Source organism: Aggregatibacter kilianii (assembly GCF_003129965.1).
In the GTDB taxonomy this organism is placed as follows: domain Bacteria; phylum Pseudomonadota; class Gammaproteobacteria; order Enterobacterales; family Pasteurellaceae; genus Aggregatibacter; species Aggregatibacter kilianii_A.
Genome location: NZ_NRCJ01000004.1, coordinates 36,835 through 62,627 on the forward strand (window position 1 = coordinate 36,835; position 25,793 = coordinate 62,627).

The following is a 25,793-nucleotide window of genomic DNA, read 5'->3' on the forward strand; positions in this document are numbered from 1 at the left end:
CCTTTGGGGCTGTGTAATGTTCCCCAACGGGGAACGGCGATGCTTAACCGTGGGTAATTTATTACCCACGGATTGACACTCAAAAGTGCGGTTAAAAATCTACTTGTTTTTTCGACCGCACTTTACCCCCAATCCACATTCGTTACTGCATTATGCACTGCCCAAACAAACAGCACGGCGATAATCGCTAAAATCAGCTTTTCCCACATGTTCAAATTGAATTTTCCCCCTTGGTGTTGATAGCGGGAATATAAAAATAACCCGATGCCCGGCACATAAAGCAACACGGAAAGCAATAGATAATCCAATCCTGCCGCGTATAAAATCCATAAGCCGTAAAGGGAAGCCATGAAGCCGGTGAGTTTAATGTGCCACGGGCTGTTTTGTTGAATGGCGAGTTTGAATAAATAGGCGCCGATGAGGAAATACGGCACCAAAATCATGGAGGTGGAAATCAGCAACAAGGCGTTATAACTTTTGCCGGTGAGCAACACCAAAAACAAGCAGAATTGCACCACAAAACCGGTGAACCACAGGGAATTAATGGGCGTGTCGTTTGCGTTCAATTTATCCAGAATTTTCGGGAATGCGCCGTTTTTTGCGCCGCGATAAGGCACTTCGGCGGAATACATGGTCCAGCTGATGTAAGAGGCGAGCACGGAGACGATCAGGCAGAGTGTGATAATCACTTTGCCGCTGCCGCCGATCATGGTTTCCAGCAAGCCCGCCATGGACGGATTAGACATTTGCGCGATGGTTTCGCGCGGTAAAATGCCGAGGGAGAGCACGGTGATGGCAACGTATAAACTTAACGCAATAATGATGCCCAGCACCGTCGCCAAACCCACATCGCTTTTCTTTTTGGCATGCGCCGACAACACCGACGCGCCCTCCACGCCGGTAAATACCCATAAGGTGATGAGCATGGTGTTTTTCACCTGTTCGCCGACGCTGTTGTTTAACGCGCCGCCTTGCATATCCAGACTAAAGGTTTGCGGCGAGAAATAATAAATCGCTAAGCCGATGAATAAGACTAACGGGAACACTTTCACGAAGGTCGCCACCAAGTTTACCGAGGCGGCTTCTTTCACCCCACGCGCGATCAAAATATGCACCAGCCACACGATAATCGAGGAGCCGATGAAAGACGCGATGGTATTTCCTTTGCCGAAAATGACCGCACTTTCGCTGTCGGTGAACATGCCCACGCCTTCAAAGGCGACCACTAGATAGCCGACGATGCCGATGGTGGCGCATAGCCAATAACCCCAGGCGGACATAAAGCCCACTAGTTCGCCGAAGCCTTCGCGCGCGTAGGTATAAATGCCGCCGTCCAGTTCCGGTTTTAGACGGGAAATGTAAAAGAACGACAGCCCGAGGAAAATGATTCCCACGCCGGTAATCGCCCAGCCGATAAGCAAGGCTTCCGCGCCGGCAACTTCCGCCATATTTTGCGGCAGGCTGAAAATGCCCGAGCCGATCATGGAACTGAGCACCAGTGCGGTTAAGGCGACTAATCCGATTTTTTTGTTTGACATACTGCTTTCCTTAAGAAAAAAAAGATTGAAATTAGCGGGGGAGAATCTGTTTAACCCGTTGTTGCAATTCAGGAATCACCTCCTGCGCAAACCACGGGTTTTTCGCCAGCCACAGTTGATTACGCGGCGACGGGTGCACCAACGGTAAAAAGTGCGGTAGAAATTCACGGTAATTTTTCACCGTCTCCGTCACATTGCATTTATTCTGCGGCAGGTAATATTTTTGCGCATATTGCCCGATCAAAATGGTCAGTTCGATATTGGGGAGAACCGCCAGAATCTGCGGATGCCACTTTTCCGCAAAGCCCTTGCGCGGCGGCAGGTCGCCCGATTTGCCTTTGCCCGGATAATAAAAATCCATCGGAATCACGGCGAATAATCCGGAGTGATAAAACACCTCGCGATCCACGCCTAACCATTCACGCAACCGATCGCCGCTTTGATCATTCCAATACAAACGGGTTTGCTCCGCCTTTACCCCGGGCGCTTGCCCGACAATGTTAATGCGTGCGCCGATGGGGGCGGCGAACAACGGTTCGATACCGCGCTCGGTAAAGGATTGATTTTGCGGATCAGACATGATGGCGTTTTTGATTTGGGGGAGGGTGGGCATAGCGATCTTTCTCCTGAGCATTAATCACATTTCTCATTATAGTCAAATCAGATTTCGCTGATAGCGACTTACTTTCTTTTGCTTGCCCAAAAGAAAGTAAGCAAAGAAAAAGGCACCCGGATAGGTCGCTATTTCCATTTTTTACGATTTTTCTTTACGGAAAGTTAGCAGACTCCGCTTAACGTGTCGCTGGCGTAACTTTCCTAAAAAATCGTAAAAAAATGGGCGACTTACACGGGATTATTTATCAATATTTCAACTATTTTAATTTTTCTGCCAACACCGCAATATGTTCCGGTCCGATGCCGCAACAGCCGCCCACAATGGTGGCGCCGTTGGCGACCCATTTTTGTGCCCAGGCGAAGTATTGCTGCGGGTTGAGATCGTCGCGAATGTCATCCAAGCCGTCGTTGGCGGTGGCGTCTTTCGGTTGTGGCGGGAAGGCGTTGGCGTAAGCGCCGATGCGGATGTGTGCGGCGTGTTTGGCGTGCAACGTAGTTTTTGCTACGGCGATCGCCTGTTCAATCACTTCCGGCTGGCAGCAATTGAATAAAATGGCTTCCACGCCCAATTCGATCATTTTTTCCACCGCACTTTCTACCGTTTCGCCTGAACGCAAACGTGGCACATCGGTAGGCTCGTCGTCTTGCAGGGTAAAAGAGGTCCACAGTGGGCGTCCGTCTTTTGGCAGTAGCGGCTTAATTGCCTGCGGCTCGGTGGCGGAACTTTGGGTTTCGCACAGCCAGAAATCTACATAAGGTGCCAATCCGTCGATAATCGGTTGGGCGACTTCTTGCACGCGGTTCGGTTCGTATAAATCAAAGCGGTAAGAGCCGAATAAGGGTGGAATGGAACCGGCGATTTTCACCGTAGAAACGCCCGAATTCTGGACCGCACTTTTTGCCAACCGCCCCGCTAAATCCGCCAGTGTTTTGCCGTCCGCGTGAAAGCGTTGTTCACCGATGTGGAATGGCACCACGGCATAGCTGTTGGTGGTGATAATTTGTGCACCGCTGCGGATAAAATCTTCATGCACCGCCTGCACGGCGCTCGGTTGTTGATATAGAGCGAGCGCCGACCACTCGGGCTGCTGAAAAGGTGCTTTGCGACGCGCTAATTCGCGCCCCATCCCGCCGTCGAGAATCGTGATGTTTGACATAGTTTGCTTTCCTTCATAAAAATAATGCCGTGCAATATGCACGGCAAATAAACAAGGATCATTTAAATTGGCTTAAATCCAAATCAAAATAAGGTTTCAAAATTAATTCTTCAAAAAGATCATATTCATCAAACGGTACTTCAACAAAAGTTGAATTATGGTTTGGTGTCCACCATTTTGAAATACCACTATAGGGTTTCTGATTAATCGCTGTTGAAATTAATCTGAATGGTCTATCCATCCAACCATCTTCTAATCGAGAAAAGTAGTTTACCGGACCAGTAAATTGTCCTAATAAATAGATACCCTCATTCCCGTGGGTAAGATAGAAGTAGTCCCCAATTGCAGCCGTTGCAAAATGTTCTGCTTGGGAAATAGATGATGAGCCCTTAGCAGATGTATCTTTGTGGACGAAAACTAGCTTTTCATCAATACTGAAAAGCATATCTTGAAATGTAAAGTCACTAGCTAATCCTTGGGATAATTTCCAGAATTTAGGTTTCAAAGGTTTATTTTCCATAATTTTTTTCCTTATATTACACATTAAATCTAAAGTGCATCACATCGCCGTCCTGCACGATGTAATCTTTGCCTTCCAAGCGCCATTTGCCGGCTTCTTTCGCGCCGTTTTCGCCTTTGAATTGGATGAAATCGTCGTAGGCGATGACTTCTGCGCGGATAAAGCCTTTTTCAAAGTCCGTGTGGATCACGGCGGCGGCTTTCGGCGCGGTGGCACCAACGGAGACTGTCCAAGCGCGTACTTCTTTCACGCCGGCGGTGAAGTAGGTTTGCAGATTAAGAAGAGCGTAGCCTGCGCGAATGACGCGGTTTAAGCCCGGTTCTTCGATGCCCAGATCTTGCAGAAACTCCAGTTTTTCGTCGTCGTCCAGTTCGGCGATTTCCGCTTCGATGGCGGCACAAACCGGCACGACCACGGAACCTTCTTTTTCGGCGAATTCGCGGACTTTGTCGAGATACAGGTTGTTCTCAAAACCGTCTTCGTTCACGTTGGCAATGTACATAGTCGGTTTGAGCGTTAAGAAATTGTAGCTTTTGATTGCCAGTAATTCGTCTTTGTCTAACGGAACGGAACGAATCATTCCCGCTTCGGACAATACCGGCAGGATTTTTTCCATCACGGAAAGTTCGAATTTCGCTTCTTTGTCGCCGCCTTTAGCGCGTTTTTGCAGGCGTTGAATGGCGCGTTCGCAGCTGTCTAAATCGGCTAACGCCAGTTCGGTGTTGATGGTGTCGATGTCGTTTAACGGATCGATTTTGCCCGCCACATGTACGATGTCGTCGTTTTCAAAACAACGCACGACGTGACCAATCGCATCGGTTTCGCGGATATTTGCTAAAAATTTATTACCCAAGCCTTCGCCTTTGCTCGCACCTGCAACCAAGCCCGCGATGTCCACAAACTCCATGGTGGTCGGCAATACGCGCTCCGGTTTGACGATTTCCGCCAACGCGTCTAAGCGCGGATCCGGCATAGGCACCACGCCGGTGTTCGGTTCGATGGTACAAAACGGATAGTTCGCCGCTTCAATGCCGGCTTTGGTTAAGGCGTTGAAAAGCGTTGATTTGCCTACATTCGGCAAACCTACGATGCCACATTTGAATCCCATAATTTTTCCTTGTTGGTGAAAAAAGTGCGGTTGAAATTTACGGTGTTTTTTGACCGCACTTTTAGGTTAAATTTTAAAACTATTCAGCCGATTGGTGGCTTTCACCATGCCGTCTTTGAACAGCAGTTGTACGCAATCTGTCGCTTCGTCCAAGGCTTTGTCTAACGCCTCACGCTCGCTTGGGGAAGGTTTGTTTAACACATACCCTGCCACCAGATCGCGATGTCCCGGGTGACCGATGCCGATGCGCAAGCGGTGGAAGTTGTTGTTATTTCCTAGCGCCGCCACAATGTCTTTTAACCCGTTGTGACCGCCGTGTCCGCCGCCTAATTTGAGTTTGACGCTGCCGGGCGGTAAATCCAATTCATCGTGCAAGACTAAAATTTCTTCCGGCTTGATTCGATAAAAATTCGCCAGCGCGCCCACGGCTTTGCCGCTTAAATTCATAAAGGTGGTCGGCACTAAAAAACGCACTTCATTGCCGTTAATCATGGCGCGTGCAGTGTAGCCGAAGAATTTGCTTTCGGTATTAAGGATGACATTGAATCGACGGGCTAAACGATCCATCAACCATTCGCCCGCGTTGTGACGGGTATCCGCATATTTGTCGCCGGGATTGCCTAAGCCCACGATAAGTTTGATTTCTGCCATAGTGCTTTACTTACGAAAAAGAGTGGCGCGTATTGTAGCGAAAAAGCGCTGAAGGCTCAATGCGTGTGCCGAGATTGGTAACACTCAAGCGGGATGACAGGTCTGATCTGTGTTAATCCGTGGCATGGCAAGCCGGGATCGGTTTCTTTTTTGCTAAAGCAATGTACAATGAGCCGGCTTTGATATAACCCTATATCAACGTTGTTTCCAACCTAGCCCATTCTCTGCGGGCAATTAGGGTAAAAACAAAAAAGCTGAAACGCTTTTTTTAATAAGTAGCGAGTCAAATGCCCCATGATCTCTGTTGTTTTCAACAGAAAGCCTAGGCTTCCGCAAGGCACCCGACTTATTTTTTTCACCTCTTTTAGAAGGTATTATCTCAAATGACTATTACAACCCCTGTAAAAGCAATCCTTGCTTCCAACCAACATTTCTTAGATCGTCAAGACGTTATGGAATCCAATGTGCGGAGTTACCCGCGCAAACTGCCTTTTGCTTATGAAAAAGCGCAGGGCTGCTGGGTGACGGACGTTGAAGGCAATCAATATTTGGATTTCTTAGCCGGTGCGGGCACACTCGCGCTGGGGCATAACCATCCGGTGTTAATGCAAGCGATTCAAGATGTGTTAGACAGCGGACTTCCTTTACACACACTGGATTTAACCACGCCGTTAAAAGATGCGTTTAGCGAAGAATTGTTGTCATTCTTCCCTAAAAATAAATACATTCTGCAATTTACCGGTCCGTCCGGTGCCGATGCTAATGAGGCGGCACTGAAATTAGCCAAAACCTACACAGGTCGCGCGAATGTGATTGCCTTTTCCGGCGGCTTCCATGGTATGACTCATGGTGCGCTTTCGGTGACTGGCAATTTAGGGGCAAAAAATGCCGTGCAAAATCTCATGCCGGGCGTGCAGTTTATGCCTTACCCGCATGAATATCGTTGTCCGTTCGGCATCGGCGGTGAAGCGGGAGCAAAAGCGGTTGAACGTTATTTCGAGAATTTTATTGAAGACGTCGAAAGCGGCGTAGTCAAACCGGCGGCGGTGATTCTTGAAGCCATTCAAGGGGAAGGCGGTGTGGTGCCGGCGCCGATCAGTTTCTTGCGGAAAGTACGGGAAGTCACTGAAAAACATGGCATCTTAATGATTGTTGACGAAGTGCAGGCTGGGTTCTGTCGTTCAGGCAAAATGTTTGCTTTCGAACACGCGGGCATTGAGCCGGATATCGTGGTGATGTCCAAAGCCGTCGGCGGCAGCTTGCCGTTAGCCGTACTTGCTATCAAAAAAGAATATGATGCCTGGTTGCCGGCGGGGCATACGGGCACGTTCCGTGGCAACCAATTAGCCATGGCAACCGGTTATGCGTCATTAAAAATTATGCGCGATGAAAATCTGGCGCAAAATGCCAAAGAACGCGGCGAATACCTAACCAACGCCTTGTCCGAACTCAGCAAAACCTACCCTTGTATCGGCAATGTGCGTGGGCGCGGTTTGATGATGGGTATTGATATTGTGGATGAGCGCCAACCGAAGGATGCCTCTGGCGCATTCCCGGCGGACGGCGAACTGGCAGCGGCAATTCAAAAAGCCTGTTTTAACAACAAATTGTTGCTGGAGCGCGGCGGTCGCGGCGGCCATGTCGTTCGTGTGCTTTGCGCGGTGAATATTAATCAAGCGGAATGCGAAGAGTTTATCAAGCGCTTTACACAGTCCGTTGCCGACGCGGTAAAAGCGGTTCGCGGTTAATTCATCATGGTCAAGTGGGCAAATGCGCCCACTTTTTATATTCACAACATGATTTGGGATTTTTATATGGCAGATATGGCAAAACACCGACAAGCCCTTTTTTGTAGTGATCCGCAATCTATCGCCGATTATGAAAACGCCATGGCGAAGGCGGTAAGTGCGGTCAGTTTTTGGCTTAAAAATGAAAAAATGTACACAGGCGGCTCGATCAAGCAAATGCGCGCCCTAATTGATGGCTTTAAACCGACGAAAGAAGGTGTGGGCACCGAAGCGGCATTGGCGCATTTGGTGGAGATTTTTTTGAATCCGAGCCTGAAAGTGCATCATCCTCATTCTTTGGCGCATTTACATTGCCCGACCATGGTGACAAGCCAAATTGCCGAAGTGTTGATTAATGCCACCAATCAATCTATGGATTCTTGGGATCAAAGCCCGGCAGGTTCCATTATGGAAGAGCATTTGATTGACTGGCTGCGTCAAAAAGCGGGTTATGGCAAAGGAACGGCGGGTGTATTCACTTCCGGCGGGACGCAATCCAATTTAATGGGTGTGTTGCTGGCGCGGGATTGGTGTATTGCCAATGGCTGGAAACAGCCTGATGGTACGCCTTGGTCTGTGCAAGCATTGGGGATTCCTGCCGAGGCAATGCAAAAGGTGAAAGTGGTATGTTCCGAAAATGCACATTTCTCCGTGCAAAAAAATATGGCGATGATGGGCATGGGATTTCAGTCGGTCGTCACCGTGCCGACCAACGACAACGCGCAATTGGATATTCGTGCATTGGAAAACACATTGGCGCAACTGCACGAAGCGGGAAACATCGTCGCCTGTATTGTGGCGACGGCGGGCACGACCGATGCCGGCGCCATTGACGATTTAATCGCCATCCGTAAACTTGCCGATCAATATCACGCCTGGCTCCATGTGGATGCCGCTTGGGGCGGGGCGTTGTTGCTGTCCAAACATTTTCGTCATTTGTTGAACGGTATTGAACTTGCCGATTCCATTACGCTGGATTTCCATAAACATTTCTTCCAAAGCATTTCTTGCGGCGCATTCCTGCTAAAAGACGAGGCGAATTATCGTTTTATCGATTACAAAGCGGATTATCTCAATTCCGAATATGATGAAGCGCACGGCGTGCCGAATCTGGTTGCCAAATCTTTACAAACCACCCGTCGTTTTGATGCGCTGAAACTGTGGTTTACGCTGGAAGCGTTGGGTGAGGAATTGTACGCGTCTATGATCGATCACGGCGTGTATTTGACGAAAGAGGTGGAAAGCTACATCAATGCGACGGAAGGCTTGGAAATGCTATTGCCGACGCAATTCGCCTCGGTGTTATTCCGCGTGGTGCCGAAAGGTTATCCGACGGAATTTGTGGATACGTTAAATCAAAATGTGGCGGATGAATTATTTGCCCGTGGTGAAGCTAATATCGGCGTGACCAAGGTCGGCGACAAGCAGGCGCTGAAAATGACCACGTTAAGCCCGATTGCCACATTAGAAAACGTCAAGAATCTTTTGTCTCTGGTGCAACAAGAAGCGGATCGGATTAAAGATCAGATCGTTAACGGAACCTATGTTCCGCCCATTGATTAGGCGTTTTGCCGCATAAAAGAAGACCGCTTTCGGGCGGTCTTTTCATTTTTGCAATAAAGTGCGGTGGTTTTTTCGTGCGTTTTTAATCGCGGAAGTTGTTGAATTGGAACGGTTGTCCCAGTTCGGCGGTTTTTACCAGTTGAATCACCGCTTGTAAATCGTCACGGGATTTGCCGGTTACGCGTACTTGCTCACCTTGAATCTGGCTTTGCACTTTGATTTTGGAATCCTTGATGAGCTTGGTGATTTTCTTCGCCATGTCGCTTTCAATGCCTTGTTTCAGCTTGATTTCTTTGCTGTACGTCTTACCGCTGTGTTCATAATCGGCGGGAATATCCAAGGAATTGGATTCGATATTGCGTTTAATACAGGCATTGCGCAGAATGTCGATTAGCTGTTCTACTTGGAAATCCGATTCACTGCTGACTTTAATACTTTCGTTTTTTTCGTTAAATTCGATCGCCGCCTGCACGTTGCGGAAGTCCCAGCGGTTGGTGAGTTCGCGATTGGCATTTTCTACGGCGTTGCGGATTTCGTGTCCGCTGATTTCGGAAACAATGTCGAATGATGGCATGGTTTTCTCCTTATTTGATTTTGTCGTTTGCACTTAAAATACATAAAAGTGCGGTTAAATCGGTGAAATTGACGATAACTTGCGCCAATTGTTGCACTTTCGGTTTAGCGTGATAAGCCACACCCAAATCGGCGACCTGCATCATGGCAAGATCGTTGGCGCCGTCGCCGATGGCAACGGTGTTTTCAGTGACGATGTTAAATTGTTGTGCCAGCTGTTGTAAGGTTTGCGCTTTATATTGTGCATCCACGATAGCACCTTGCACCTGACCGGTAAGCTTGCCGTTGATAATTTCAAATTGATTGGCGGCGATGAAATCCAAACCGAGTTGTTGTTGCAACACTTCGGCGAAATACGTGAAGCCGCCGGAAGCAATGGCGACTTTCCAACCGTGATCTTTGAGTACTTTAACGGTTTCCGGCAAGCCCGGCATGAGCGGTAAATGTTGTTTTACTTCCTGCAAAATGCCTTCCGGTGCGCCTTTTAAGGTGGCGACCCGTTGGCGCAGGCTTTGGCTGAAATCTAATTCGCCGCGCATGGCGCGTTCCGTGATGGCGGAAACCATATCGCCGGTGCCGGCAAGTTTGGCGATTTCATCAATGCATTCGATTTGAATGGCGGTGGAATCCATGTCCATCACCAGCAAGCCCGCTTGGTTTAGACTCGCGTGAAAATTTAACGGCGCAATATCCAACGCTAATTCATGGGCGATCGCAATCCATTCTGCGCGCCACTCGCCTTTGAGCAACACCACGGTGTTATGCAACACATTCCAAGCCGCAAAACACAAAAAATTTTCACCGCACTTTTGTTGAAAAGTCTGTAACTTTGTGAGGTTTAGGTTGTCGGAATAGAGAATAAACGCTTGCGCCGTGCTGTAGGGTTTATCGGCAATGAAAGGCGCTGGCAGCGAGGAAAAATGTTGCATGATGTCGGTAAGATTTTGTGTTTGCATAAAAATCCTGTAAATTGTGGCAGTTTTTAAAAGCACTGTATTCTAGCCTACTTATTAAACTTTGGGGAAAATAACTTGCATTTAACAAAAGAAAAAATGATTAAGTTTATGATGTTCTTCGGCATTATTTTGTTATGTACGGGGATCATGGCGATCATTTTATTTGGCGTAAAACAATTTAGAATCGGCTCGCAGCTTGCCAGCGTTAACCAAGTCGCCAACATTTCGCACTTATTGGCGCGCCAGCAAGCCAATTTATTTTCTATGTTATTGGTCAACAACGCGAAAACCGAGCGGCTGGTGGAAAATCTGGATAATTTCGTCAAGGAAGAATTTGTGCTGGATGCCGCCGTGTATGCGCGCAACGGCGAATTATTGGCGCAAAGCACGAATTCCTCGGATATGCGTAGTTTGTTGGGGTTGGATAAAAAAGAAGAACGGGAAACGGATTCCCAGCAAATTGTGGAACCCATTTATTCGCCGAATGGTGTGGAAGGTTTTCTTCGCGTGACCTTTGACGCCAAATACGGGCAAACCACCCAAAGCAAAATCAACCAGATCTTTCATCGCCTCTACGGCGAAATTATTATCGTCTTCCTTGCCGGTATTTTGCTTGCCAGCAGCATCCATTATTTCCTCAGCCACTATCGCCGTAGCCGTATTCATGTGGTGGAGAAAGTGCCTGCACCAAGTCATAAAACGGCACAATCCATGAGTAAGCTGTTTCATCAGCGACGCAGAAGGGTGAAGTAGGAAAAAGTGCGGTGGTTTTTGCGATTGTTTTTTCTCTTTGGCAAGGGCAAAACCCTCGGAAACAAAAAACCGCTCAATTGAGCGGTTTCCTTTATTCATTAAGCAAAAATTATGCTAATTTTTTGATTTGTGCAGCTAATTTAGATTTGTGGTTGGCTGCTTTATTCGCGTGGATTAAACCTTTAGATGCCATTCTGTCCACAACTTTTTGCATTTCAACGAATGCCGCTTCAGCAGCGGCTTTCTCGCCTGCGGCAACTTGTGCATAAACTTTTTTGATGTAAGTACGCATCATAGAGCGTTGGCTTGCGTTGTGTTGACGGCGTTTTTCAGATTGAACCGCACGTTTTTTTGCTGACTTGATATTAGCCAAGGTCAAACTCCTAAAAATTTCTGTTAGTTAAATAGTGACAAAATAGGGGCGTAAATATGCCGATTTCTTATACTTTTGTCAACGGGAATTTTGTGTTGATTTCGGTGAGACACAACCGAAAAGTAGGCATCGTTATATTTAACGAGCGCTTTCAAACGGGCTCACCAAACGATGTGCGCGAGATTTTAACAGTTTTTTCCCTTAGAATATAGCGTAAAAACGAAATTTCTATACAATTAGGCAAATTTTATCTTTCAGAGTGATGAGTTTTGAGTAAAAGATTATTAAAGTCCGGCATCATCGTCAGCGCGATGACGCTCATTTCGCGCGTATTGGGGTTGGTACGCGATGTGGTGATTGCCAATTTGATCGGGGCGGGTGCTGCCGCCGACGTGTTTTTATTTGCCAACCGAATCCCGAATTTTCTCCGTCGATTATTCGCCGAAGGGGCGTTTTCACAAGCGTTCGTGCCCGTGTTGGCGGAATACCAGAAATCCGGCGATTTATCCAAAACTCGCGAATTTATCGGCAAAGTGTCCGGTACCTTGGGTGGCTTAGTCACCGTCGTCACTTTGTTGGCGATGATCGGATCGCCGGTGGTGGCGGCAATTTTCGGGACGGGCTGGTTCGTGGATTGGCTGAATGACGGACCGAACGCGGAAAAATTCACACAAGCCTCGTTGCTGCTCAAAATCACCTTTCCTTATTTATGGTTCGTGACTTTCGTGGCGCTGTCCGGCGCGATTTTGAACACCCTCGGTAAGTTCGGCGTGATGTCGTTTTCGCCGGTGTTGCTGAATATCGCCATGATCGCCACCGCACTTTGGCTCGCCCCACAGCTGGAAAACCCCGATTTAGGTTTAGCCATCGGGATTTTCCTCGGCGGCTTGTTGCAATTTTTGTTTCAACTGCCTTTCTTATATAAAGCCAAATTATTGGTGAAGCCGAAATGGGCGTGGCATGACGAAGGCGTGAAGAAAATCCGCACCCTGATGATTCCCGCTTTATTCGGCGTTTCCGTCAGCCAAATCAATTTATTGCTCGATACTTTTATCGCCAGTTTTTTAATGACCGGCTCCATCAGCTGGCTTTATTATTCCGACCGTTTGTTAGAATTTCCGCTCGGCTTGTTCGGCATCGCCATTTCCACGGTGATTTTGCCGACCCTCGCCCGCCACCATGTGAACCGCGACGATAACGCCAAAAGTGCGGTGGATTTTCGCAATACAATGGATTGGGGCGTGCGTATGATTTTGTTGCTCGGCGTGCCGGCAATGATTGGTATCGCCGTGTTGGCGCAGCCCATGTTACTGGTGCTGTTTATGCGTGGCAGCTTCAATTTTAGCGATGTGCAGGCGGCGTCTTACTCCCTGTGGGGCTTTAATGCGGGGTTGTTGAGCTTCATGTTAATAAAGATCCTGGCGAACGGTTACTACGCCCGCCAAGACACCAAAACGCCCGTGAAAATCGGCATTATCGCCATGGTGAGCAACATGGCGTTCAACCTGCTCGCCATTCCGTTCAGCTATGTCGGCTTGGCGATTGCTTCCGCCATGTCGGCGACGTTAAATGCCTTTCTGCTTTATCGCGGCTTGGCGAAAGCGGACGTGTATCATTTCAGCCGCCAAAGTGCGGTGTTTTTTCTGAAAGTTTTTTGTGCCGCTGCCGTCATGGGGCTGTTGGTTTGGTATAACAGCCCGAGCCTGCCGGAATGGAATGAAATGCGCTTTCTCACCCGCGTGCATTGGTTGGCTTGGCTGATTGTTTTAGCCGCGCTGATTTATGGCGGGATGTTGGTGCTGTTTGGGATTCGCAAACGCGATTTGACGGGCGCGCAGGGCGCGTGAAATTAGCTTTTGTGGCGCATGGATTTATGCGTATAATACCGAAATCTTTTTTCACTGAAATCGAATGGAACAAATTTTACAATGCAGCTGATTCGTGGCTTGGGGAATTTACCGCAAAATTTGCACGCTTGCGCGCTGACTATCGGCAATTTTGACGGCGTGCATTTGGGGCATCAAGCCATTTTGCGCCATTTGCGGGCGAAAGCCGACGAATTGCATTTGCCCATGGTGGTGATGCTGTTTGAACCGCAGCCGCGCGAATACTTTTCCGCTGAAAACGCTCCAGCGCGTTTAATGCGTTTGCGCGATAAATTGTCTTATCTCGAACAGGCGGGCGTGGATATCGTTATCGTGGCGAAATTCGACCGCACTTTTGCCGCTTTGTCCGCGCAACAATTTATTGAAGATTGGCTGGTGCGCAAATTAAACGTGAAATTTTTAAGTATCGGTGACGATTTCAAATTCGGCGCCAAACGTCAGGGCAATTTTGCCATGTTGCAGCAAGCCGGAAAAAAATTCGGTTTTACCGTAGAAGACAATCGTAGCTTCTGCTTAGACGAACTGCGCATCAGTAGCACTGCCATCCGCGAAGCCTTAGCGAACGACAATTTGGCGCTGGCGGAAAAATTGCTCGGTCGCCCCTATCGCATTTTAGGGCGCGTGATTCACGGCAACGAACTGGGTCGCACCATCGGTTTCCCTACCGCCAATATCCGTCTGCACCGTCAGGTGAATCCGGTGAAAGGCGTTTATGCAATCAAAGTGCGGTTAAAATCCGGCGCGTTTTTTAACGGCGTGGCAAATATCGGCACCCGCCCGACCATCAACGGCGTGAATCAATTATTAGAGGCGCACTTATTTGATTTTAAAGGCGATCTTTACGGACAATGGCTGGAAGTGGAACTCTGCTGCAAAATTCGCAACGAAATGAAATTTCCGTCCTTTGAGGATTTGAAAAAGCAGATTGCACAGGATGTGGAAACGGCGAAAACGTTTTTTAAAACCACCGCACTTTTAAATAACAAATTTTAATTTTTACACAAAACTGGAATAGAACATGACTGATTATAAAAATACCCTAAACCTACCCGAAACGGGCTTTCCGATGCGCGGCGATTTAGCTAAGCGCGAGCCTGTGATGTTGAAAAATTGGTATGAGAAAGATCTTTACCAAAAAATTCGTCAGGCAAGCAAAGGCAAAAAATCCTTTATTTTGCACGACGGCCCTCCTTATGCCAACGGCACCATTCATATCGGTCATGCTGTGAATAAAATTCTGAAAGACATTATCGTGAAATCCAAAACTGCGCTGGGTTTTGATTCCCCTTATATCCCGGGCTGGGACTGCCACGGTTTGCCGATTGAATTGAAAGTAGAAGGTTTGGTAGGTAAACCGAACGAGAAAATTTCGGCGGCGGAATTCCGTCAAAAATGCCGTGAATATGCGGCGGAGCAGGTGGAAGGTCAGAAAAAAGACTTTGTACGCCTCGGCGTGTTGGGCGATTGGGATAATCCGTACCTCACCATGAATTTCAACACCGAAGCCAACATTATCCGTACTCTGGGCAAAGTGATCGCCAACGGGCATTTATATAAAGGCTCCAAACCGGTGCATTGGTGTTTGGATTGCGGGTCCTCTTTGGCGGAAGCGGAAGTGGAATATGAAGATCGCGTGTCGCCGTCCATTTATGTGCGTTTCCCAGCGGAAAGTGCGGTGGAAATTGAAGGTAAATTTAACGCTGTGGGTAAAGGCAGCGGCAAACTTTCTGCGGTAATTTGGACCACCACCCCTTGGACTATGCCGTCTAACCGCGCCATTTCGGTGAATGCGGAGTTGGAATACCAGCTGGTGCAATTAGGTGACGAGCGCGTGATCTTAGCCGCCGATTTGGTACAAGACGTGGCAAAAGCGGTTGGTGTGGAAAACGTGGAAATTTTAGGTTCCGCGAAAGGCAAAGCCCTTGAATTATTGCGTTTCCATCATCCATTTTACAATTTCACCGTGCCGATTATTTTAGGCGATCATGTTACCACCGATGGCGGTACGGGCTTAGTACACACCGCGCCGGATCACGGTTTGGACGACTTCATCGTGGGTAAACAATATGACTTGCCGATGGCGGGCTTAGTGGCGAATGACGGTAAATTTATTTCGACGACTGAATTCTTCGCCGGCAAAGGCGTGTTTGAAGCCAACCCGTTAGTCATCGAAAAACTACAAGAAATGGGTAACTTATTGAAATTAGATAAGATTAAGCACAGTTACCCGCACTGCTGGCGTCATAAAACCCCGATTATTTTCCGTGCCACACCGCAATGGTTTATTGGCATGGAAGTGCAAGGTTTGCGCCCGCAAGCCCTTGGCGAAATTAAACAAGTGCGTTGGATTCCGGATTGGGGTCAAGCGCGTATTGAGAAAATGGTGGAAAATCGCCCGGATTGGTGTATCTCCCGTCAACGTACTTGGGGCGTGCCGATGACCTTATTCGTGCACAAAGAAACGGAAGAATTGCATCCGCGTACCTTGGAATTGCTTGAGGAAGTGGCAAAACGCGTAGAAAAAGCCGGCATTCAGGCGTGGTGGGATTTAGACGAAAAAGAATTGCTCGGTGCCGACGCGGAAACTTACCGTAAAGTGCCCGACACCTTGGATGTGTGGTTTGATTCCGGATCCACTTATTCTTCCGTGGTGGCGAATCGCCCTGAATTTGAAGGCAAAGCGGCGGATATGTATTTGGAAGGTTCCGACCAACATCGCGGTTGGTTTATGTCTTCGCTCATGCTTTCCACCGCCACAGATAAAAAAGCGCCGTATAAACAAGTATTAACGCACGGCTTCACGGTGGACGGTCAAGGGCGCAAAATGTCCAAATCCATCGGTAACATCGTGACACCGCAAGAAGTCATGGATAAATTCGGCGGCGACATTTTACGTTTATGGGTGGCGTCCACCGATTATACCGGCGAAATGACGGTGTCCGACGAAATCTTAAAACGCGCGGCGGACAGCTACCGTCGTATCCGTAACACGGCGCGCTTCTTGTTGGCGAACTTAAACGGCTTCGACCCGCAACGTGACGCAGTAAAACCGGAAGACATGATTAGTTTGGATCGTTGGGCGGTGGCTTGTGCGTTAGAGGCGCAAAACGAAATTAAGGACGCCTACGACAACTATCAATTCCATGCCGTGGTGCAACGTTTAATGCGTTTCTGTTCCGTGGAAATGGGTTCTTTCTACCTCGATATTATCAAAGACCGTCAATACACCACCAAAGCGGACAGCCTCGCCCGTCGTAGCTGCCAAACCGCCTTGTGGCATATTGCGGAAGCCTTGGTACGTTGGATGGCGCCGATTCTGTCATTCACCGCTGATGAAATTTGGGGTTATTTGCCGAAAACCGCTACGCCTCGCGCCGAATTCGTATTCACCGAAGAATTTTATGAAGGCCTATTCGGCTTAGATGAAAGCGAAAAATTAGATGACGCTTACTGGCAAGCCTTGATTAAGGTTCGTTCCGAAGTAAACCGCGTGCTGGAAATCGCCCGTAATGAGAAAGTGATCGGCGGCGGTTTGGAAGCGGAAGTCACGGTTTATGCCAACGACGAATATCGCGCGTTATTGGAAAAACTGGGCGATGAATTACGTTTCGTGTTGATCACCTCCAAAGCGGCTGTCAAATCGTTGGCGGATAAACCTGCTGATGTAGCAGAGGGCGAATTGGAAGGCATTGCGGTGAGCGTGGCGCGCTCTAACGGCGAAAAATGCCCGCGTTGCTGGCATTATTCCGACAAAATCGGCGTCAACCCGCAACACCCGACCCTGTGTCCGCGTTGCGTGGAAAACGTGGCGGGCAACGGCGAAATCAGACGTTTCGCTTAATTTGCTGCTTACGAAAAAAAGTGCGGTTAAAATCGACCGCACTTTTATTATTTTTATGATGAAGATTATTTAACGAACTTATGACGAACAAAACCAAATCCGGACTCTCCTTTTTGTGGCTTGCCGTGCTGGCGTTTATTGCCGATATGTTTACCAAATACTTGATTGTGACCAATTTTGAGTACGGTGAAAGCCTTAACCTGCTGCCGATTTTTAACCTGACTTATGTGGGCAATTTCGGCGCCGCGTTTAGTTTCCTTGCGGATCATGACGGCTGGCAAAAATTCTTTTTCCTTGGCTTGGCATTGGCGATTTCCGCTATGTTGATTTATTTCTTAATGAAAAATCGCCACGACCAAAAACTGCTAAATGCCGCTTACGCCTTGATTATCGGCGGGGCGTTAGGTAATGCGGCGGATCGTCTATATCACGGCTATGTGGTGGACTTTTTAGATTTTTATTGGCGGGATTGGCATTATCCCGTGTTTAATGTGGCGGACATTGCCATTTGTGTGGGGGCGGGTTTGATCGCGTTAGATGCGTTCAAAAACGGCAATAAACAGGAACGTAAATAATGAAAATTATTTTAGCCAACCCGCGCGGTTTCTGCGCCGGTGTGGATCGTGCCATTAGCATTGTAGAGTTGGCGTTAGAAATTCACGGCGCGCCCATTTATGTGCGCCATGAAGTGGTGCATAACCGTTTCGTGGTGAACGGTTTGCGTGAACGCGGCGCCATTTTTGTGGAAGAGTTAAGCGAAGTGCCGGACGGCGCCATTGTGATTTTCTCCGCCCACGGCGTGTCCCAAGCGGTGCGTCAGGAAGCGAAAGAACGCAATTTGAAAGTCTTTGACGCCACTTGCCCGTTGGTGACCAAAGTGCATATGCAGGTGGCACGCGCCAGTCGCAAAGGCACCAAAGCCATTTTAATCGGGCACAAAGGCCACCCGGAAGTGGAAGGTACTATGGGGCAATACGGCAACCAAGAGGGAGGCATTTATTTAATCGAAAGCGTAGAAGACATCGCCAATTTGCCGGTGGAGCAGAACGACGATCTCACTTTCATGACGCAAACCACGCTGTCCTTAGACGACACGGCGGAAACCATCAGCGCCCTGAAAGAAAAATATCCCGCCATTCAAGGCCCGCATAAAAACGACATTTGCTACGCTACCACGAACCGTCAGGAAGCGGTGCGCGAACTGGCGAAACAATCGGATTTGGTGGTGGTAGTCGGTTCCAAAAATTCCTCTAATTCCAACCGTTTGGCAGAGCTGGCTTCCCGTATGGGCGTTGCGTCCAAATTAATTGACGACCCGGAAGACATTCACGCCGATTGGTTCGACGGCGTGCAAACCATCGGCGTTACCGCCGGCGCTTCCGCCCCGGAAGAACTGGTGCAATCGGTCATTTCCCGCCTGAAAGAATTCGGCGTCACCACCGTGGAAGAGCTACAAGGTCTCGAAGAAAATATGTTCTTTGAAGTGCCGAAAGAGTTGAGGGTGAAAGAGGTAATCTGAGTTACTTACCAAGCCTCTCGCCGGTGCGCGTTTCCCAACGCGTGCCCTTTCTCCGACTAGCACTGCGACATGTGCTCTATCAACCAAATCCTCTCGAAAACACCCTAAATTCTCACCGCACTTTTCTGAATTTTGCGACATGGCTCCCAAAAGTGCGGTCATTTTCTCGCGCGTTTTTTTCTTTTCGACAAAATACGCCTGTTGATTGATTCAACGTTTGTTTTAACTTTAGTCAGAAAAGGAATCACTATGAAAGCAATGAAACATCTTTTGGCTTCGCTGTTCGTGTTGGGTTCGGTGTTTGCAGGATCTGCCGTAGCGGCGGAAAAAACGGCAGAACCGACGGTGCAGACGGAACAACCTGCGGCAACCGCAGCAGTTGGCGATAAAGTCAATATTAATACCGCAACAGCGGCGGAAATTCAAAAAGCCCTTGTGGGTATCGGTGCGAAAAAAGCGGAAGCGGTCGTGCAATATCGTGAAAAACATGGCGCATTCAGCGCGGTAGAACAGTTGTTGGAAGTGCAAGGCATCGGTAAAGCCACGTTAGAAAAAAATCGCGATCGCATCGCACTTTAATTTTTCCTTTTAGTTATTGTTTTAAGGTAAGACGAGGCAATGTTCCTCGTCTTTTTTATTGGGCGCAGTTATAATACGGGGCATTTTTCAACCGCACTTAAACGCACAAAGAAGAGAGGCAAAATGAAACAAAAAATTGTTTTAGCCACCGGCAATCAAGGCAAAGTCAGAGAAATGGCGGATGTGTTATCCGATTTCGGATTTGACGTGATTGCGCAAACGGATTTAGGCATTGACAGCCCGGAAGAAACGGGATTGACCTTTGTGGAAAATGCCATTTTAAAAGCCCGTTATGCCGCCGAACAATCCGGTTTACCGGCGATTGCAGACGATTCCGGCTTGGTGGTTGAGGCTTTGAACGGCGCGCCGGGGTTATATTCCGCCCGTTATGCGGGAGTAGATGGCGAACAAGCCGATGCGAAGAATCGCGCCAAGTTATTGGCGGAATTAGCCGACGTGCCTACCGAACGGCGCAAAGCCAAATTCGTCAGCACCATCGTGTTATTGCAACATCCCGCTGACCCGTCACCGATTATCGCCCAAGGCGAATGCCACGGCGTGATTTCCTTTGAAGAAAAAGGCGACAACGGTTTTGGTTACGATGCCTTATTTTTCAGTCCGGAACAAGGCTGCACCTTTGCCGAACTGGAAACCGTGGAGAAAAAGAAAATTTCCCATCGTGCCCGTGCATTAACCGTGCTTAAAGCCAAATTAGGCGCATAAGTGCGGTCGTTTTTTAGTGTAAATTTAAAGGAAACAACATGATTATCACCACCACACCGCACATTGAAGGCAAACAAATCCTCGAATATAAACAACTGGTTTTCGGCGAAGTGGTTGCCGGATCGAATTTTATCCGCGACTTCTTTGCCGGCATTACCGACATTATCGGCGGACGGTCAGGCATGTACGAATCACGCATTACCAAGGCGCGCAAAGAAGCCTTGGACGAAATGGAGAAAAACGCGCAAGCTCTAGGCGCCAATGCCGTTGTCGGCGTGGAAGTGAATTACACCACCATCACCTCCGATTCCAAAAGCATGTTCATGATTGTGGCAAGCGGCACCGCCGTCGTGGTGCGTTAATGACGGTGGCATTGAATCCGTTGGTGATGCCTCCTCTTAGCTTATACGTTCACATTCCGTGGTGCGTGCAGAAATGCCCGTACTGCGATTTCAATTCCCACGCGCAAAAAGGGGCGATTCCCGAGCAGGATTATGTGCAACATTTGCTTACCGATTTAACGGCGGATTTGGCGCGTTATCAGGACAGCGTGCAACACCGCCCGCTGCATTCCATTTTTATCGGTGGCGGCACGCCGAGCTTGTTTTCGGCGGAAACGATCGCTTATTTATTGCAACAAATCGAACAGCGTATTCCCTTTGCGCCGAACATCGAAATTACCCTGGAAGCGAATCCCGGCACGGCGGAAGCCGAGCGTTTTTTAGGCTATGTGCAGGCGGGCGTGAATCGAATTTCCATGGGGATTCAAAGTTTTTCCGATGAAAAATTGCAAAAGTTGGGGCGTATTCATAATGCCGCCGAAGCAAAAAGTGCGGTGGGTTTCGCGAGCGTTTCGGGGCTACGCAGTTTTAATTTGGATTTAATGCACGGCTTGCCGAACCAAACTCTCAACGAAGCCTTGGACGATTTGCGTCAAGCCATTGAACTGGCGCCGCCGCATTTGTCTTGGTATCAGCTCACCATCGAGCCGAATACCATGTTCGCTTATCGCCCGCCGAAATTGCCCGATGACGATGAATTGTGGGATATTTTTGAGCAGGGACATCAATTACTCACCGCCGCAGGCTACCAACAATACGAAACCTCCGCCTATGCCAAGCCGGGCTTTCAATGTCGGCATAATTTGAATTATTGGCGTTTCGGCGATTATCTTGCCGTCGGTTGCGGCGCGCACGGTAAGCTCAGTTTCCCGAACGGCGGCATTTTGCGTTACAGCAAAACCAAGCACCCCAAAGGCTATATGCGCGGTGAGTATCTGTATGAAGAACGGGACGTGAGCGCCGAAGATCGTCCTTTCGAGTTTTTCATGAATCGCTTCCGTCTGTTGGAACCCGTGCCGAAAAGCGACTTTGAACAGCTCACCGGCTTGCCCCTAAGTGCGGTGGAAAATCCAATTGTTTGGGCTAAGACACAAAAATTTATCACGGAAACCGACCGCACTTGGCAAGTAACCGAACATGGCAAGTTGTTTTTAAACGAATTATTGGAACGTTTTTTGCCGGAATAAAATTTCCCCGCCACTTGTTTATCCTCAGAAAACTGATTAAAGTAAACGCAAACGTTTACGCGATAGAAAATCGCGTAATTTTGTTACTAAGGAGTAAAAATGGATCAACTCGAAATGAAAAAAATCGCCGCGCAAGCGGCTTTGCAATTTGTAAAGCCGGATATGATCGTCGGCGTCGGCAGCGGTTCCACCGTAAATTGTTTTATTGAAGCCTTGGGCGCGCTAAAAAATCAAATTAAAGGCGCGGTGGCGGCATCGAAAAAATCGGAAGAATTATTGCGCCAACAAGGCATTGAAGTGTTCAGCACCAATGATGTTTCCGGTTTGGATATTTATGTGGACGGCGCCGATGAAATCAATCCGCAAAAAATGATGATTAAAGGTGGCGGTGCGGCATTGACACGTGAAAAAATTGTGGCTGCGCTTGCAAAAAATTTCATCTGCATCGTGGATAGCAGCAAGCAGGTAGATGTGTTAGGCTCTACTTTCCCGTTGCCAATCGAAGTGATCCCGATGGCGCGTTCGCAAGTGGCGCGTAAATTGGTCGCATTAGGTGGCGCGCCGGAATATCGCGAAGGCGTGGTGACCGATAACGGCAATATCATTTTGGATGTGCATAATTTTGAAATTATGAATCCGGTGGCGATGGAAAAAGAATTGAACGACATTGCGGGTGTGGTAACCAACGGTATCTTCGCCTTGCGGGCGGCGGACACCGTGATTGTCGGCACCCCGAACGGCGCAAAAATAATTTAAAAATAACTGGAGAGCAAACATGACAGTCAAAGTTTCCTTGGATAAATCCAAAATCAAATTTGTGTTGTTGGAGGGCGTTCACCAAAGCGCCTTGGACACCTTGCACGCCGCAGGCTACACCAACATCGATTATTACAAAAAGGCCCTGGATGGCGACGATTTGAAAGACGCCATCAAAGACGCCCACTTCATCGGTTTGCGTTCACGCACCAATCTCACCGCCGACATGATTGCTGCCGCGCCGAAACTCATTGCGGTAGGCTGTTTCTGTATCGGAACCAACCAAGTGGATTTAAACGCCGCTAAAGCGCGCGGTATCCCGGTGTTTAATGCGCCGTTCTCCAACACCCGCTCTGTCGCCGAATTGGTGCTGGGCGAAATCCTGCTATTAATGCGCAATATCCCGCAAGCGAACGCGGAAGTGCATCGTGGTTTGTGGAATAAATCCGCCGTAGGCTCACATGAAGTACGCGGCAAAAAATTGGGCATCGTGGGTTACGGTCATATCGGTTCCCAACTGAGCATTATTGCGGAATCATTGGGTATGGACGTACATTTCTACGACATTGAAAACAAACTTCCGCTCGGCAACGCCAAACAAGTGCGCAGTTTGGAAGAATTGCTCGGTTCCTGCGATGTGATTTCCCTGCATGTGCCGGATTTGCCGTCCACCCGCAACTTAATCAGCGCGGAACGCATTGCCCAATTAAAACAGGATTCCATTTTAATTAACGCGGCGCGCGGCACGGTGGTGGACATTGAGGCTTTAGCGAAAGCCTTAGAAGACGGCAAAGTACGCGGTGCGGCAATCGATGTGTTCCCTAAAGAACCGGCATCTATTAACGAAGAGTTCGTCTCACCGTTACGCCAATTCGACAATGTATTACTGACCCCGCACATCGGCGGTTCAACTGCCGAAGCGCAGGAAAACATCGGCTTTGAAGTGGCGGGTAAATTTGTGAAATATTCCGACAACGGCTCCACCCTGTCTTCCGTCAACTTCCCGGAAGTTTCCTTGCCGGAACACGAGGGCTCCAAACGTTTGTTGCACATTCACGAAAATCGCCCCGGCGTACTCAACAGAATCAACCAGATTTTTGTTGAGGCGAACGTCAACATCGCCGCACAGTACTTACAAACCGACCCGAAAATCGGCTATGTGGTCATCGACGTGGAAACGGAAGACACCGCCCCGTTATTGGCTAAACTCCGCGAAATCGACGGCACGATCCGTGCGCGGGTGTTGTTTTAGTCTTACGTGAATAAAAAAGTGCGGTGAAAATTCATTGTGTTTTCTCACCGCACTTATGACGAGTAATAAGAAAAAAGGAAAGTGAATTGCTCACTTTCCTTTTGTTTTTTAATTATCGGTTACTGTTTCCGCCAAGTCGTCCCGTTCGGGCCGTCTTCCAATACAATGCCCATTGCCGTTAAGGCGTTGCGGGCGGCGTCGGCGGTCGGCCAGTCTTTGGCGGCGCGGGCTTCGTTGCGTTGTTTGATAAGCGCTTCGATTTTTGCCACTTTATCTTCGTCGGAGCCGGCTTGCAGGAATTGTTCAGGATCCAGTTGGAGAAAACCGAGAATGCTGGCAAGTTCGCGTAAGCGTGCCGCTAAACCGTTGGCTTTTGCCATGTCTTCGCTTTTCAGTTTGTTTAATTCGCGCGCCATTTCGAACAGCACGGAAAGGGCGTTTGGCGTGTTGAAATCGTCATCCATGGCTTCGCGGAAAGCGTCCACAAAATTTTCGCCGCCAAAAGCCACTGCACTTTTATCGGTGCCGCGTAATGCGGTGTAGAGCCGTTCCAGAGCCCCGTGGGCGAGGTTGAGATTTTCTTCGCTGTAATTTAGTTGGCTGCGGTAGTGGGCGGTGAGCAGGAAGTAGCGCACGCTTTCCGCGTCGTAGTGGCTTAATACGTCACGAATGGTGAAGAAGTTGCCGAGGGATTTCGACATTTTTTCTTTATCCACCATAATCATGCCGGAATGTAGCCAGTAGTTTACATATTGGTTGCCGTGGGCGCAGCAGGATTGGGCGATTTCGTTTTCGTGGTGCGGGAACATGAGGTCGGAGCCGCCGCCGTGGATGTCAAAATGTTCGCCAAGCTGTTTGCAGTTCATGGCGGAACATTCGATATGCCAGCCCGGGCGACCTTTGCCCCAAGGCGAATCCCAGCTCGGTTCGTTCGGTTTGGACATTTTCCATAGCACGAAATCCATCGGGTTTTTCTTGATTTCGTTGATTTCAATGCGAGCGCCCGCTTGTAATTGTTCCAAATCTTGACGGGACAATTTGCCGTAATCTTTGAAGCTTTCCACATCAAACATCACATCGCCGTTATCCGCCACATAGGCGTGTCCGCGCCGGATTAATTTCTCTACAATTTCAATGATTTCGGGAATATGATGGGTGGCTCGCGGTTCAAAATCCGGATGCAAAATGTTCAGCGCGTCAAAATCTTTGTACATTTCCACCACCATGCGATCCACTAATTGATCGCAGGTTTCTTTGTTTTCCAACGCACGTTTAATGATTTTGTCATCTACGTCGGTGATGTTGCGCACATAGGTTAAATCGTAACCTAAATAACGTAGATAACGGGCGATGACATCAAAGCATACAAAAGTGCGTCCGTGCCCGATGTGGCAGAGATCGTACACGGTGACGCCGCACACATACATGCCGATTTTGCCGGCGTGAATGGGTTTGAAAATTTCTTTTTCACGGGTGAGGGTATTGAAAAGTTTTAACATATCAGGATCCAAATCTTTTTGAAAACGCACCGCACTTTATGGCGATTTGGGGCGGATTATGAAATAATGACGCTCTTTAATTCGTATAGGAAAAGCACAATGATTACACTACACACTAATTTCGGCGACATTAAAATTGCCTTAAATCACGAAAAAGCACCGGTAACGGCGGAAAACTTCTTAACTTATTGTAAAAACGGCTTTTATGATAACACAATTTTCCACCGCGTGATTGACGGTTTTATGATTCAGGGCGGCGGCATGGAAAGCGGTATGCGCGAAAAAGCCACCAACGCGCCGATTAAAAATGAAGCCAACAACCGTTTAAGCAACAAACGCGGAACTATCGCCATGGCGCGCACCTCCGATCCGCATTCCGCTACGGCACAATTCTTCATTAACGTTGCCGATAACAATTTCTTGGATTATCGCGCGAAAGAATTACACGGTCGCGAAGTGGTGCAGGAATGGGGCTACGCGGTGTTCGGCGAAGTGGTTGAGGGCATGGACGTAGTGGATAAAATCAAAGGCGTAAAAACCGGCAATAAAGGTTTCCATCAAGATGTGCCGAATGAAGATGTGGTGATTACCTCCGTTACCGTTGACGAATAATGAC

25 protein-coding genes are annotated in these 25,793 nt (G+C 48.5%); 15 read left to right on the forward strand and 10 right to left on the reverse strand.

The genetic code is table 11. The annotated features are described in order from the left end of the window. Positions 1–122: 122 nt before the first annotated feature. The 6 genes from DK430_RS03670 to pth all read right to left on the reverse strand — a co-directional run bounded on the left by DK430_RS03670 (position 123) and on the right by pth (position 5,589). Positions 123–1,538, reverse strand: coding sequence for a basic amino acid/polyamine antiporter (locus DK430_RS03670; RefSeq protein ID WP_109077765.1), 1,416 nt, complete (start codon positions 1,536–1,538; stop codon positions 123–125). 31 nt (positions 1,539–1,569) lie between these two features. After that, positions 1,570–2,151, reverse strand: coding sequence for a uracil-DNA glycosylase family protein (locus tag DK430_RS03675; RefSeq protein WP_109077766.1), 582 nt, complete (start codon positions 2,149–2,151; stop codon positions 1,570–1,572). A 259-nt stretch (positions 2,152–2,410) separates the two neighbouring features. Then, entirely contained in the window at positions 2,411–3,310 is a 900-nt protein-coding gene (locus DK430_RS03680; protein ID WP_109077767.1) for a homocysteine S-methyltransferase family protein, read from the reverse strand. Positions 3,311–3,368: 58 nt separating this feature from the next. Beyond that, entirely contained in the window at positions 3,369–3,830 is a 462-nt protein-coding gene (locus DK430_RS03685; RefSeq protein WP_109077768.1) for a hypothetical protein, read from the reverse strand. A 16-nt stretch (positions 3,831–3,846) separates the two neighbouring features. Next, entirely contained in the window at positions 3,847–4,938 is a 1,092-nt protein-coding gene (gene ychF, locus DK430_RS03690) for a redox-regulated ATPase YchF (RefSeq protein WP_109077769.1), read from the reverse strand. Positions 4,939–5,004: 66 nt separating this feature from the next. Further along, positions 5,005–5,589 carry an aminoacyl-tRNA hydrolase gene (gene pth / locus DK430_RS03695; RefSeq protein ID WP_109077770.1) on the reverse strand — a complete coding sequence of 195 codons (585 nt, stop codon included), beginning with the start codon at positions 5,587–5,589 and terminating at the stop codon, positions 5,005–5,007. A 383-nt stretch (positions 5,590–5,972) separates the two neighbouring features. Here pth and DK430_RS03700 point away from each other — a divergent pair, with 383 nt between their 5' ends. Then, positions 5,973–7,337 (forward strand): diaminobutyrate--2-oxoglutarate transaminase, encoded by a 1,365-nt coding sequence (locus DK430_RS03700; protein ID WP_109077771.1) that lies wholly within the window; start codon positions 5,973–5,975, stop codon positions 7,335–7,337. 66 nt (positions 7,338–7,403) lie between these two features. After that, a complete protein-coding gene (ddc, locus tag DK430_RS03705; protein WP_109077896.1) occupies positions 7,404–8,939 on the forward strand; it encodes an L-2,4-diaminobutyrate decarboxylase in 1,536 nt (511 codons plus the stop codon). Positions 8,940–9,021: 82 nt separating this feature from the next. On the opposite strand, the gene DK430_RS03710 is transcribed toward ddc, so the two are convergent. Next, positions 9,022–9,513, reverse strand: a complete 492-nt coding sequence (locus DK430_RS03710; RefSeq protein ID WP_109077772.1) for a YajQ family cyclic di-GMP-binding protein — start codon at positions 9,511–9,513, stop codon at positions 9,022–9,024. Positions 9,514–9,523: 10 nt separating this feature from the next. Next, positions 9,524–10,468, reverse strand: coding sequence for a phosphoserine phosphatase (gene serB / locus DK430_RS03715; RefSeq protein WP_109077773.1), 945 nt, complete (start codon positions 10,466–10,468; stop codon positions 9,524–9,526). 75 nt (positions 10,469–10,543) lie between these two features. Here serB and DK430_RS03720 point away from each other — a divergent pair, with 75 nt between their 5' ends. Beyond that, the gene (locus DK430_RS03720; protein ID WP_109077774.1) at positions 10,544–11,221 is read left to right on the forward strand and encodes a YtjB family periplasmic protein; all 678 of its coding nucleotides are present in this window, start codon (positions 10,544–10,546) and stop codon (positions 11,219–11,221) included. Positions 11,222–11,330: 109 nt separating this feature from the next. Here DK430_RS03720 and rpsT read toward each other — a convergent pair whose 3' ends face one another. Then, positions 11,331–11,594 carry a 30S ribosomal protein S20 gene (gene rpsT, locus DK430_RS03725; protein ID WP_005548279.1) on the reverse strand — a complete coding sequence of 88 codons (264 nt, stop codon included), beginning with the start codon at positions 11,592–11,594 and terminating at the stop codon, positions 11,331–11,333. Between the two features lie 269 nt (positions 11,595–11,863). Here rpsT and murJ point away from each other — a divergent pair, with 269 nt between their 5' ends. From murJ to serA, 11 genes are all read left to right on the forward strand, one after another. Continuing rightward, positions 11,864–13,441 (forward strand): murein biosynthesis integral membrane protein MurJ, encoded by a 1,578-nt coding sequence (gene murJ / locus DK430_RS03735; RefSeq protein ID WP_109077775.1) that lies wholly within the window; start codon positions 11,864–11,866, stop codon positions 13,439–13,441. Between the two features lie 81 nt (positions 13,442–13,522). Next, positions 13,523–14,473, forward strand: coding sequence for a bifunctional riboflavin kinase/FAD synthetase (gene ribF, locus DK430_RS03740; RefSeq protein WP_109077776.1), 951 nt, complete (start codon positions 13,523–13,525; stop codon positions 14,471–14,473). Between the two features lie 25 nt (positions 14,474–14,498). Next, complete coding sequence (gene ileS, locus DK430_RS03745; protein WP_109077777.1) at positions 14,499–17,321, forward strand: isoleucine--tRNA ligase; 2,823 nt, start codon at positions 14,499–14,501, stop codon at positions 17,319–17,321. 80 nt (positions 17,322–17,401) lie between these two features. Beyond that, complete coding sequence (gene lspA, locus DK430_RS03750) at positions 17,402–17,896, forward strand: signal peptidase II (protein ID WP_109077778.1); 495 nt, start codon at positions 17,402–17,404, stop codon at positions 17,894–17,896. Then, positions 17,896–18,840, forward strand: coding sequence for a 4-hydroxy-3-methylbut-2-enyl diphosphate reductase (ispH, locus tag DK430_RS03755; RefSeq protein ID WP_109077779.1), 945 nt, complete (start codon positions 17,896–17,898; stop codon positions 18,838–18,840). Before lspA ends, ispH begins: the two co-directional genes overlap by 1 nt. A gap of 249 nt (positions 18,841–19,089) precedes the next feature. Further along, the gene (locus DK430_RS03760) at positions 19,090–19,419 is read left to right on the forward strand and encodes a ComEA family DNA-binding protein (RefSeq protein ID WP_109077780.1); all 330 of its coding nucleotides are present in this window, start codon (positions 19,090–19,092) and stop codon (positions 19,417–19,419) included. A 123-nt stretch (positions 19,420–19,542) separates the two neighbouring features. After that, positions 19,543–20,142 carry an RdgB/HAM1 family non-canonical purine NTP pyrophosphatase gene (rdgB, locus tag DK430_RS03765; RefSeq protein WP_109077781.1) on the forward strand — a complete coding sequence of 200 codons (600 nt, stop codon included), beginning with the start codon at positions 19,543–19,545 and terminating at the stop codon, positions 20,140–20,142. A 38-nt stretch (positions 20,143–20,180) separates the two neighbouring features. Then, positions 20,181–20,504, forward strand: coding sequence for a YbjQ family protein (locus tag DK430_RS03770; RefSeq protein ID WP_109077782.1), 324 nt, complete (start codon positions 20,181–20,183; stop codon positions 20,502–20,504). Further along, positions 20,504–21,670 (forward strand): radical SAM family heme chaperone HemW, encoded by a 1,167-nt coding sequence (gene hemW, locus DK430_RS03775; RefSeq protein ID WP_109077783.1) that lies wholly within the window; start codon positions 20,504–20,506, stop codon positions 21,668–21,670. Before DK430_RS03770 ends, hemW begins: the two co-directional genes overlap by 1 nt. A 99-nt stretch (positions 21,671–21,769) precedes the next feature. Continuing rightward, positions 21,770–22,426: a ribose-5-phosphate isomerase RpiA gene (gene rpiA / locus DK430_RS03780; protein ID WP_109077784.1), complete on the forward strand. Its 657-nt coding sequence runs from the start codon at positions 21,770–21,772 to the stop codon at positions 22,424–22,426. A gap of 19 nt (positions 22,427–22,445) precedes the next feature. Then, entirely contained in the window at positions 22,446–23,678 is a 1,233-nt protein-coding gene (gene serA, locus DK430_RS03785; RefSeq protein WP_109077785.1) for a phosphoglycerate dehydrogenase, read from the forward strand. A 119-nt stretch (positions 23,679–23,797) separates the two neighbouring features. Here serA and cysS read toward each other — a convergent pair whose 3' ends face one another. Next, positions 23,798–25,177 (reverse strand): cysteine--tRNA ligase, encoded by a 1,380-nt coding sequence (cysS, locus tag DK430_RS03790; protein ID WP_109077786.1) that lies wholly within the window; start codon positions 25,175–25,177, stop codon positions 23,798–23,800. A 99-nt stretch (positions 25,178–25,276) separates the two neighbouring features. Here cysS and DK430_RS03795 point away from each other — a divergent pair, with 99 nt between their 5' ends. After that, positions 25,277–25,789, forward strand: a complete 513-nt coding sequence (locus tag DK430_RS03795) for a peptidylprolyl isomerase (RefSeq protein WP_109077787.1) — start codon at positions 25,277–25,279, stop codon at positions 25,787–25,789. The last annotated feature ends 4 nt before the right edge of the window (positions 25,790–25,793 follow it).

Excerpts from the sequence above, each read along its gene's own strand:
- DK430_RS03670 (WP_109077765.1), bottom strand. The coding sequence starts at position 1,538 with ATGTCAAACAAAAAAATCGGATTAGTCGCCTTAACCGCACTGGTGCTC.
- DK430_RS03675 (WP_109077766.1), bottom strand. The coding sequence starts at position 2,151 with ATGCCCACCCTCCCCCAAATCAAAAACGCCATCATGTCTGATCCGCAA.
- DK430_RS03680 (WP_109077767.1), bottom strand. The coding sequence starts at position 3,310 with ATGTCAAACATCACGATTCTCGACGGCGGGATGGGGCGCGAATTAGCG.
- DK430_RS03685 (WP_109077768.1), bottom strand. The coding sequence starts at position 3,830 with ATGGAAAATAAACCTTTGAAACCTAAATTCTGGAAATTATCCCAAGGA.
- ychF (WP_109077769.1), bottom strand. The coding sequence starts at position 4,938 with ATGGGATTCAAATGTGGCATCGTAGGTTTGCCGAATGTAGGCAAATCA.
- pth (WP_109077770.1), bottom strand. The coding sequence starts at position 5,589 with ATGGCAGAAATCAAACTTATCGTGGGCTTAGGCAATCCCGGCGACAAA.
- DK430_RS03700 (WP_109077771.1), top strand. The coding sequence starts at position 5,973 with ATGACTATTACAACCCCTGTAAAAGCAATCCTTGCTTCCAACCAACAT.
- ddc (WP_109077896.1), top strand. The coding sequence starts at position 7,404 with ATGGCAGATATGGCAAAACACCGACAAGCCCTTTTTTGTAGTGATCCG.
- DK430_RS03710 (WP_109077772.1), bottom strand. The coding sequence starts at position 9,513 with ATGCCATCATTCGACATTGTTTCCGAAATCAGCGGACACGAAATCCGC.
- serB (WP_109077773.1), bottom strand. The coding sequence starts at position 10,468 with ATGCAAACACAAAATCTTACCGACATCATGCAACATTTTTCCTCGCTG.
- ribF (WP_109077776.1), top strand. The coding sequence starts at position 13,523 with ATGCAGCTGATTCGTGGCTTGGGGAATTTACCGCAAAATTTGCACGCT.
- ileS (WP_109077777.1), top strand. The coding sequence starts at position 14,499 with ATGACTGATTATAAAAATACCCTAAACCTACCCGAAACGGGCTTTCCG.
- lspA (WP_109077778.1), top strand. The coding sequence starts at position 17,402 with ATGACGAACAAAACCAAATCCGGACTCTCCTTTTTGTGGCTTGCCGTG.
- ispH (WP_109077779.1), top strand. The coding sequence starts at position 17,896 with ATGAAAATTATTTTAGCCAACCCGCGCGGTTTCTGCGCCGGTGTGGAT.
- DK430_RS03760 (WP_109077780.1), top strand. The coding sequence starts at position 19,090 with ATGAAAGCAATGAAACATCTTTTGGCTTCGCTGTTCGTGTTGGGTTCG.
- rdgB (WP_109077781.1), top strand. The coding sequence starts at position 19,543 with ATGAAACAAAAAATTGTTTTAGCCACCGGCAATCAAGGCAAAGTCAGA.
- DK430_RS03770 (WP_109077782.1), top strand. The coding sequence starts at position 20,181 with ATGATTATCACCACCACACCGCACATTGAAGGCAAACAAATCCTCGAA.
- hemW (WP_109077783.1), top strand. The coding sequence starts at position 20,504 with ATGACGGTGGCATTGAATCCGTTGGTGATGCCTCCTCTTAGCTTATAC.
- rpiA (WP_109077784.1), top strand. The coding sequence starts at position 21,770 with ATGGATCAACTCGAAATGAAAAAAATCGCCGCGCAAGCGGCTTTGCAA.
- serA (WP_109077785.1), top strand. The coding sequence starts at position 22,446 with ATGACAGTCAAAGTTTCCTTGGATAAATCCAAAATCAAATTTGTGTTG.
- cysS (WP_109077786.1), bottom strand. The coding sequence starts at position 25,177 with ATGTTAAAACTTTTCAATACCCTCACCCGTGAAAAAGAAATTTTCAAA.
- DK430_RS03795 (WP_109077787.1), top strand. The coding sequence starts at position 25,277 with ATGATTACACTACACACTAATTTCGGCGACATTAAAATTGCCTTAAAT.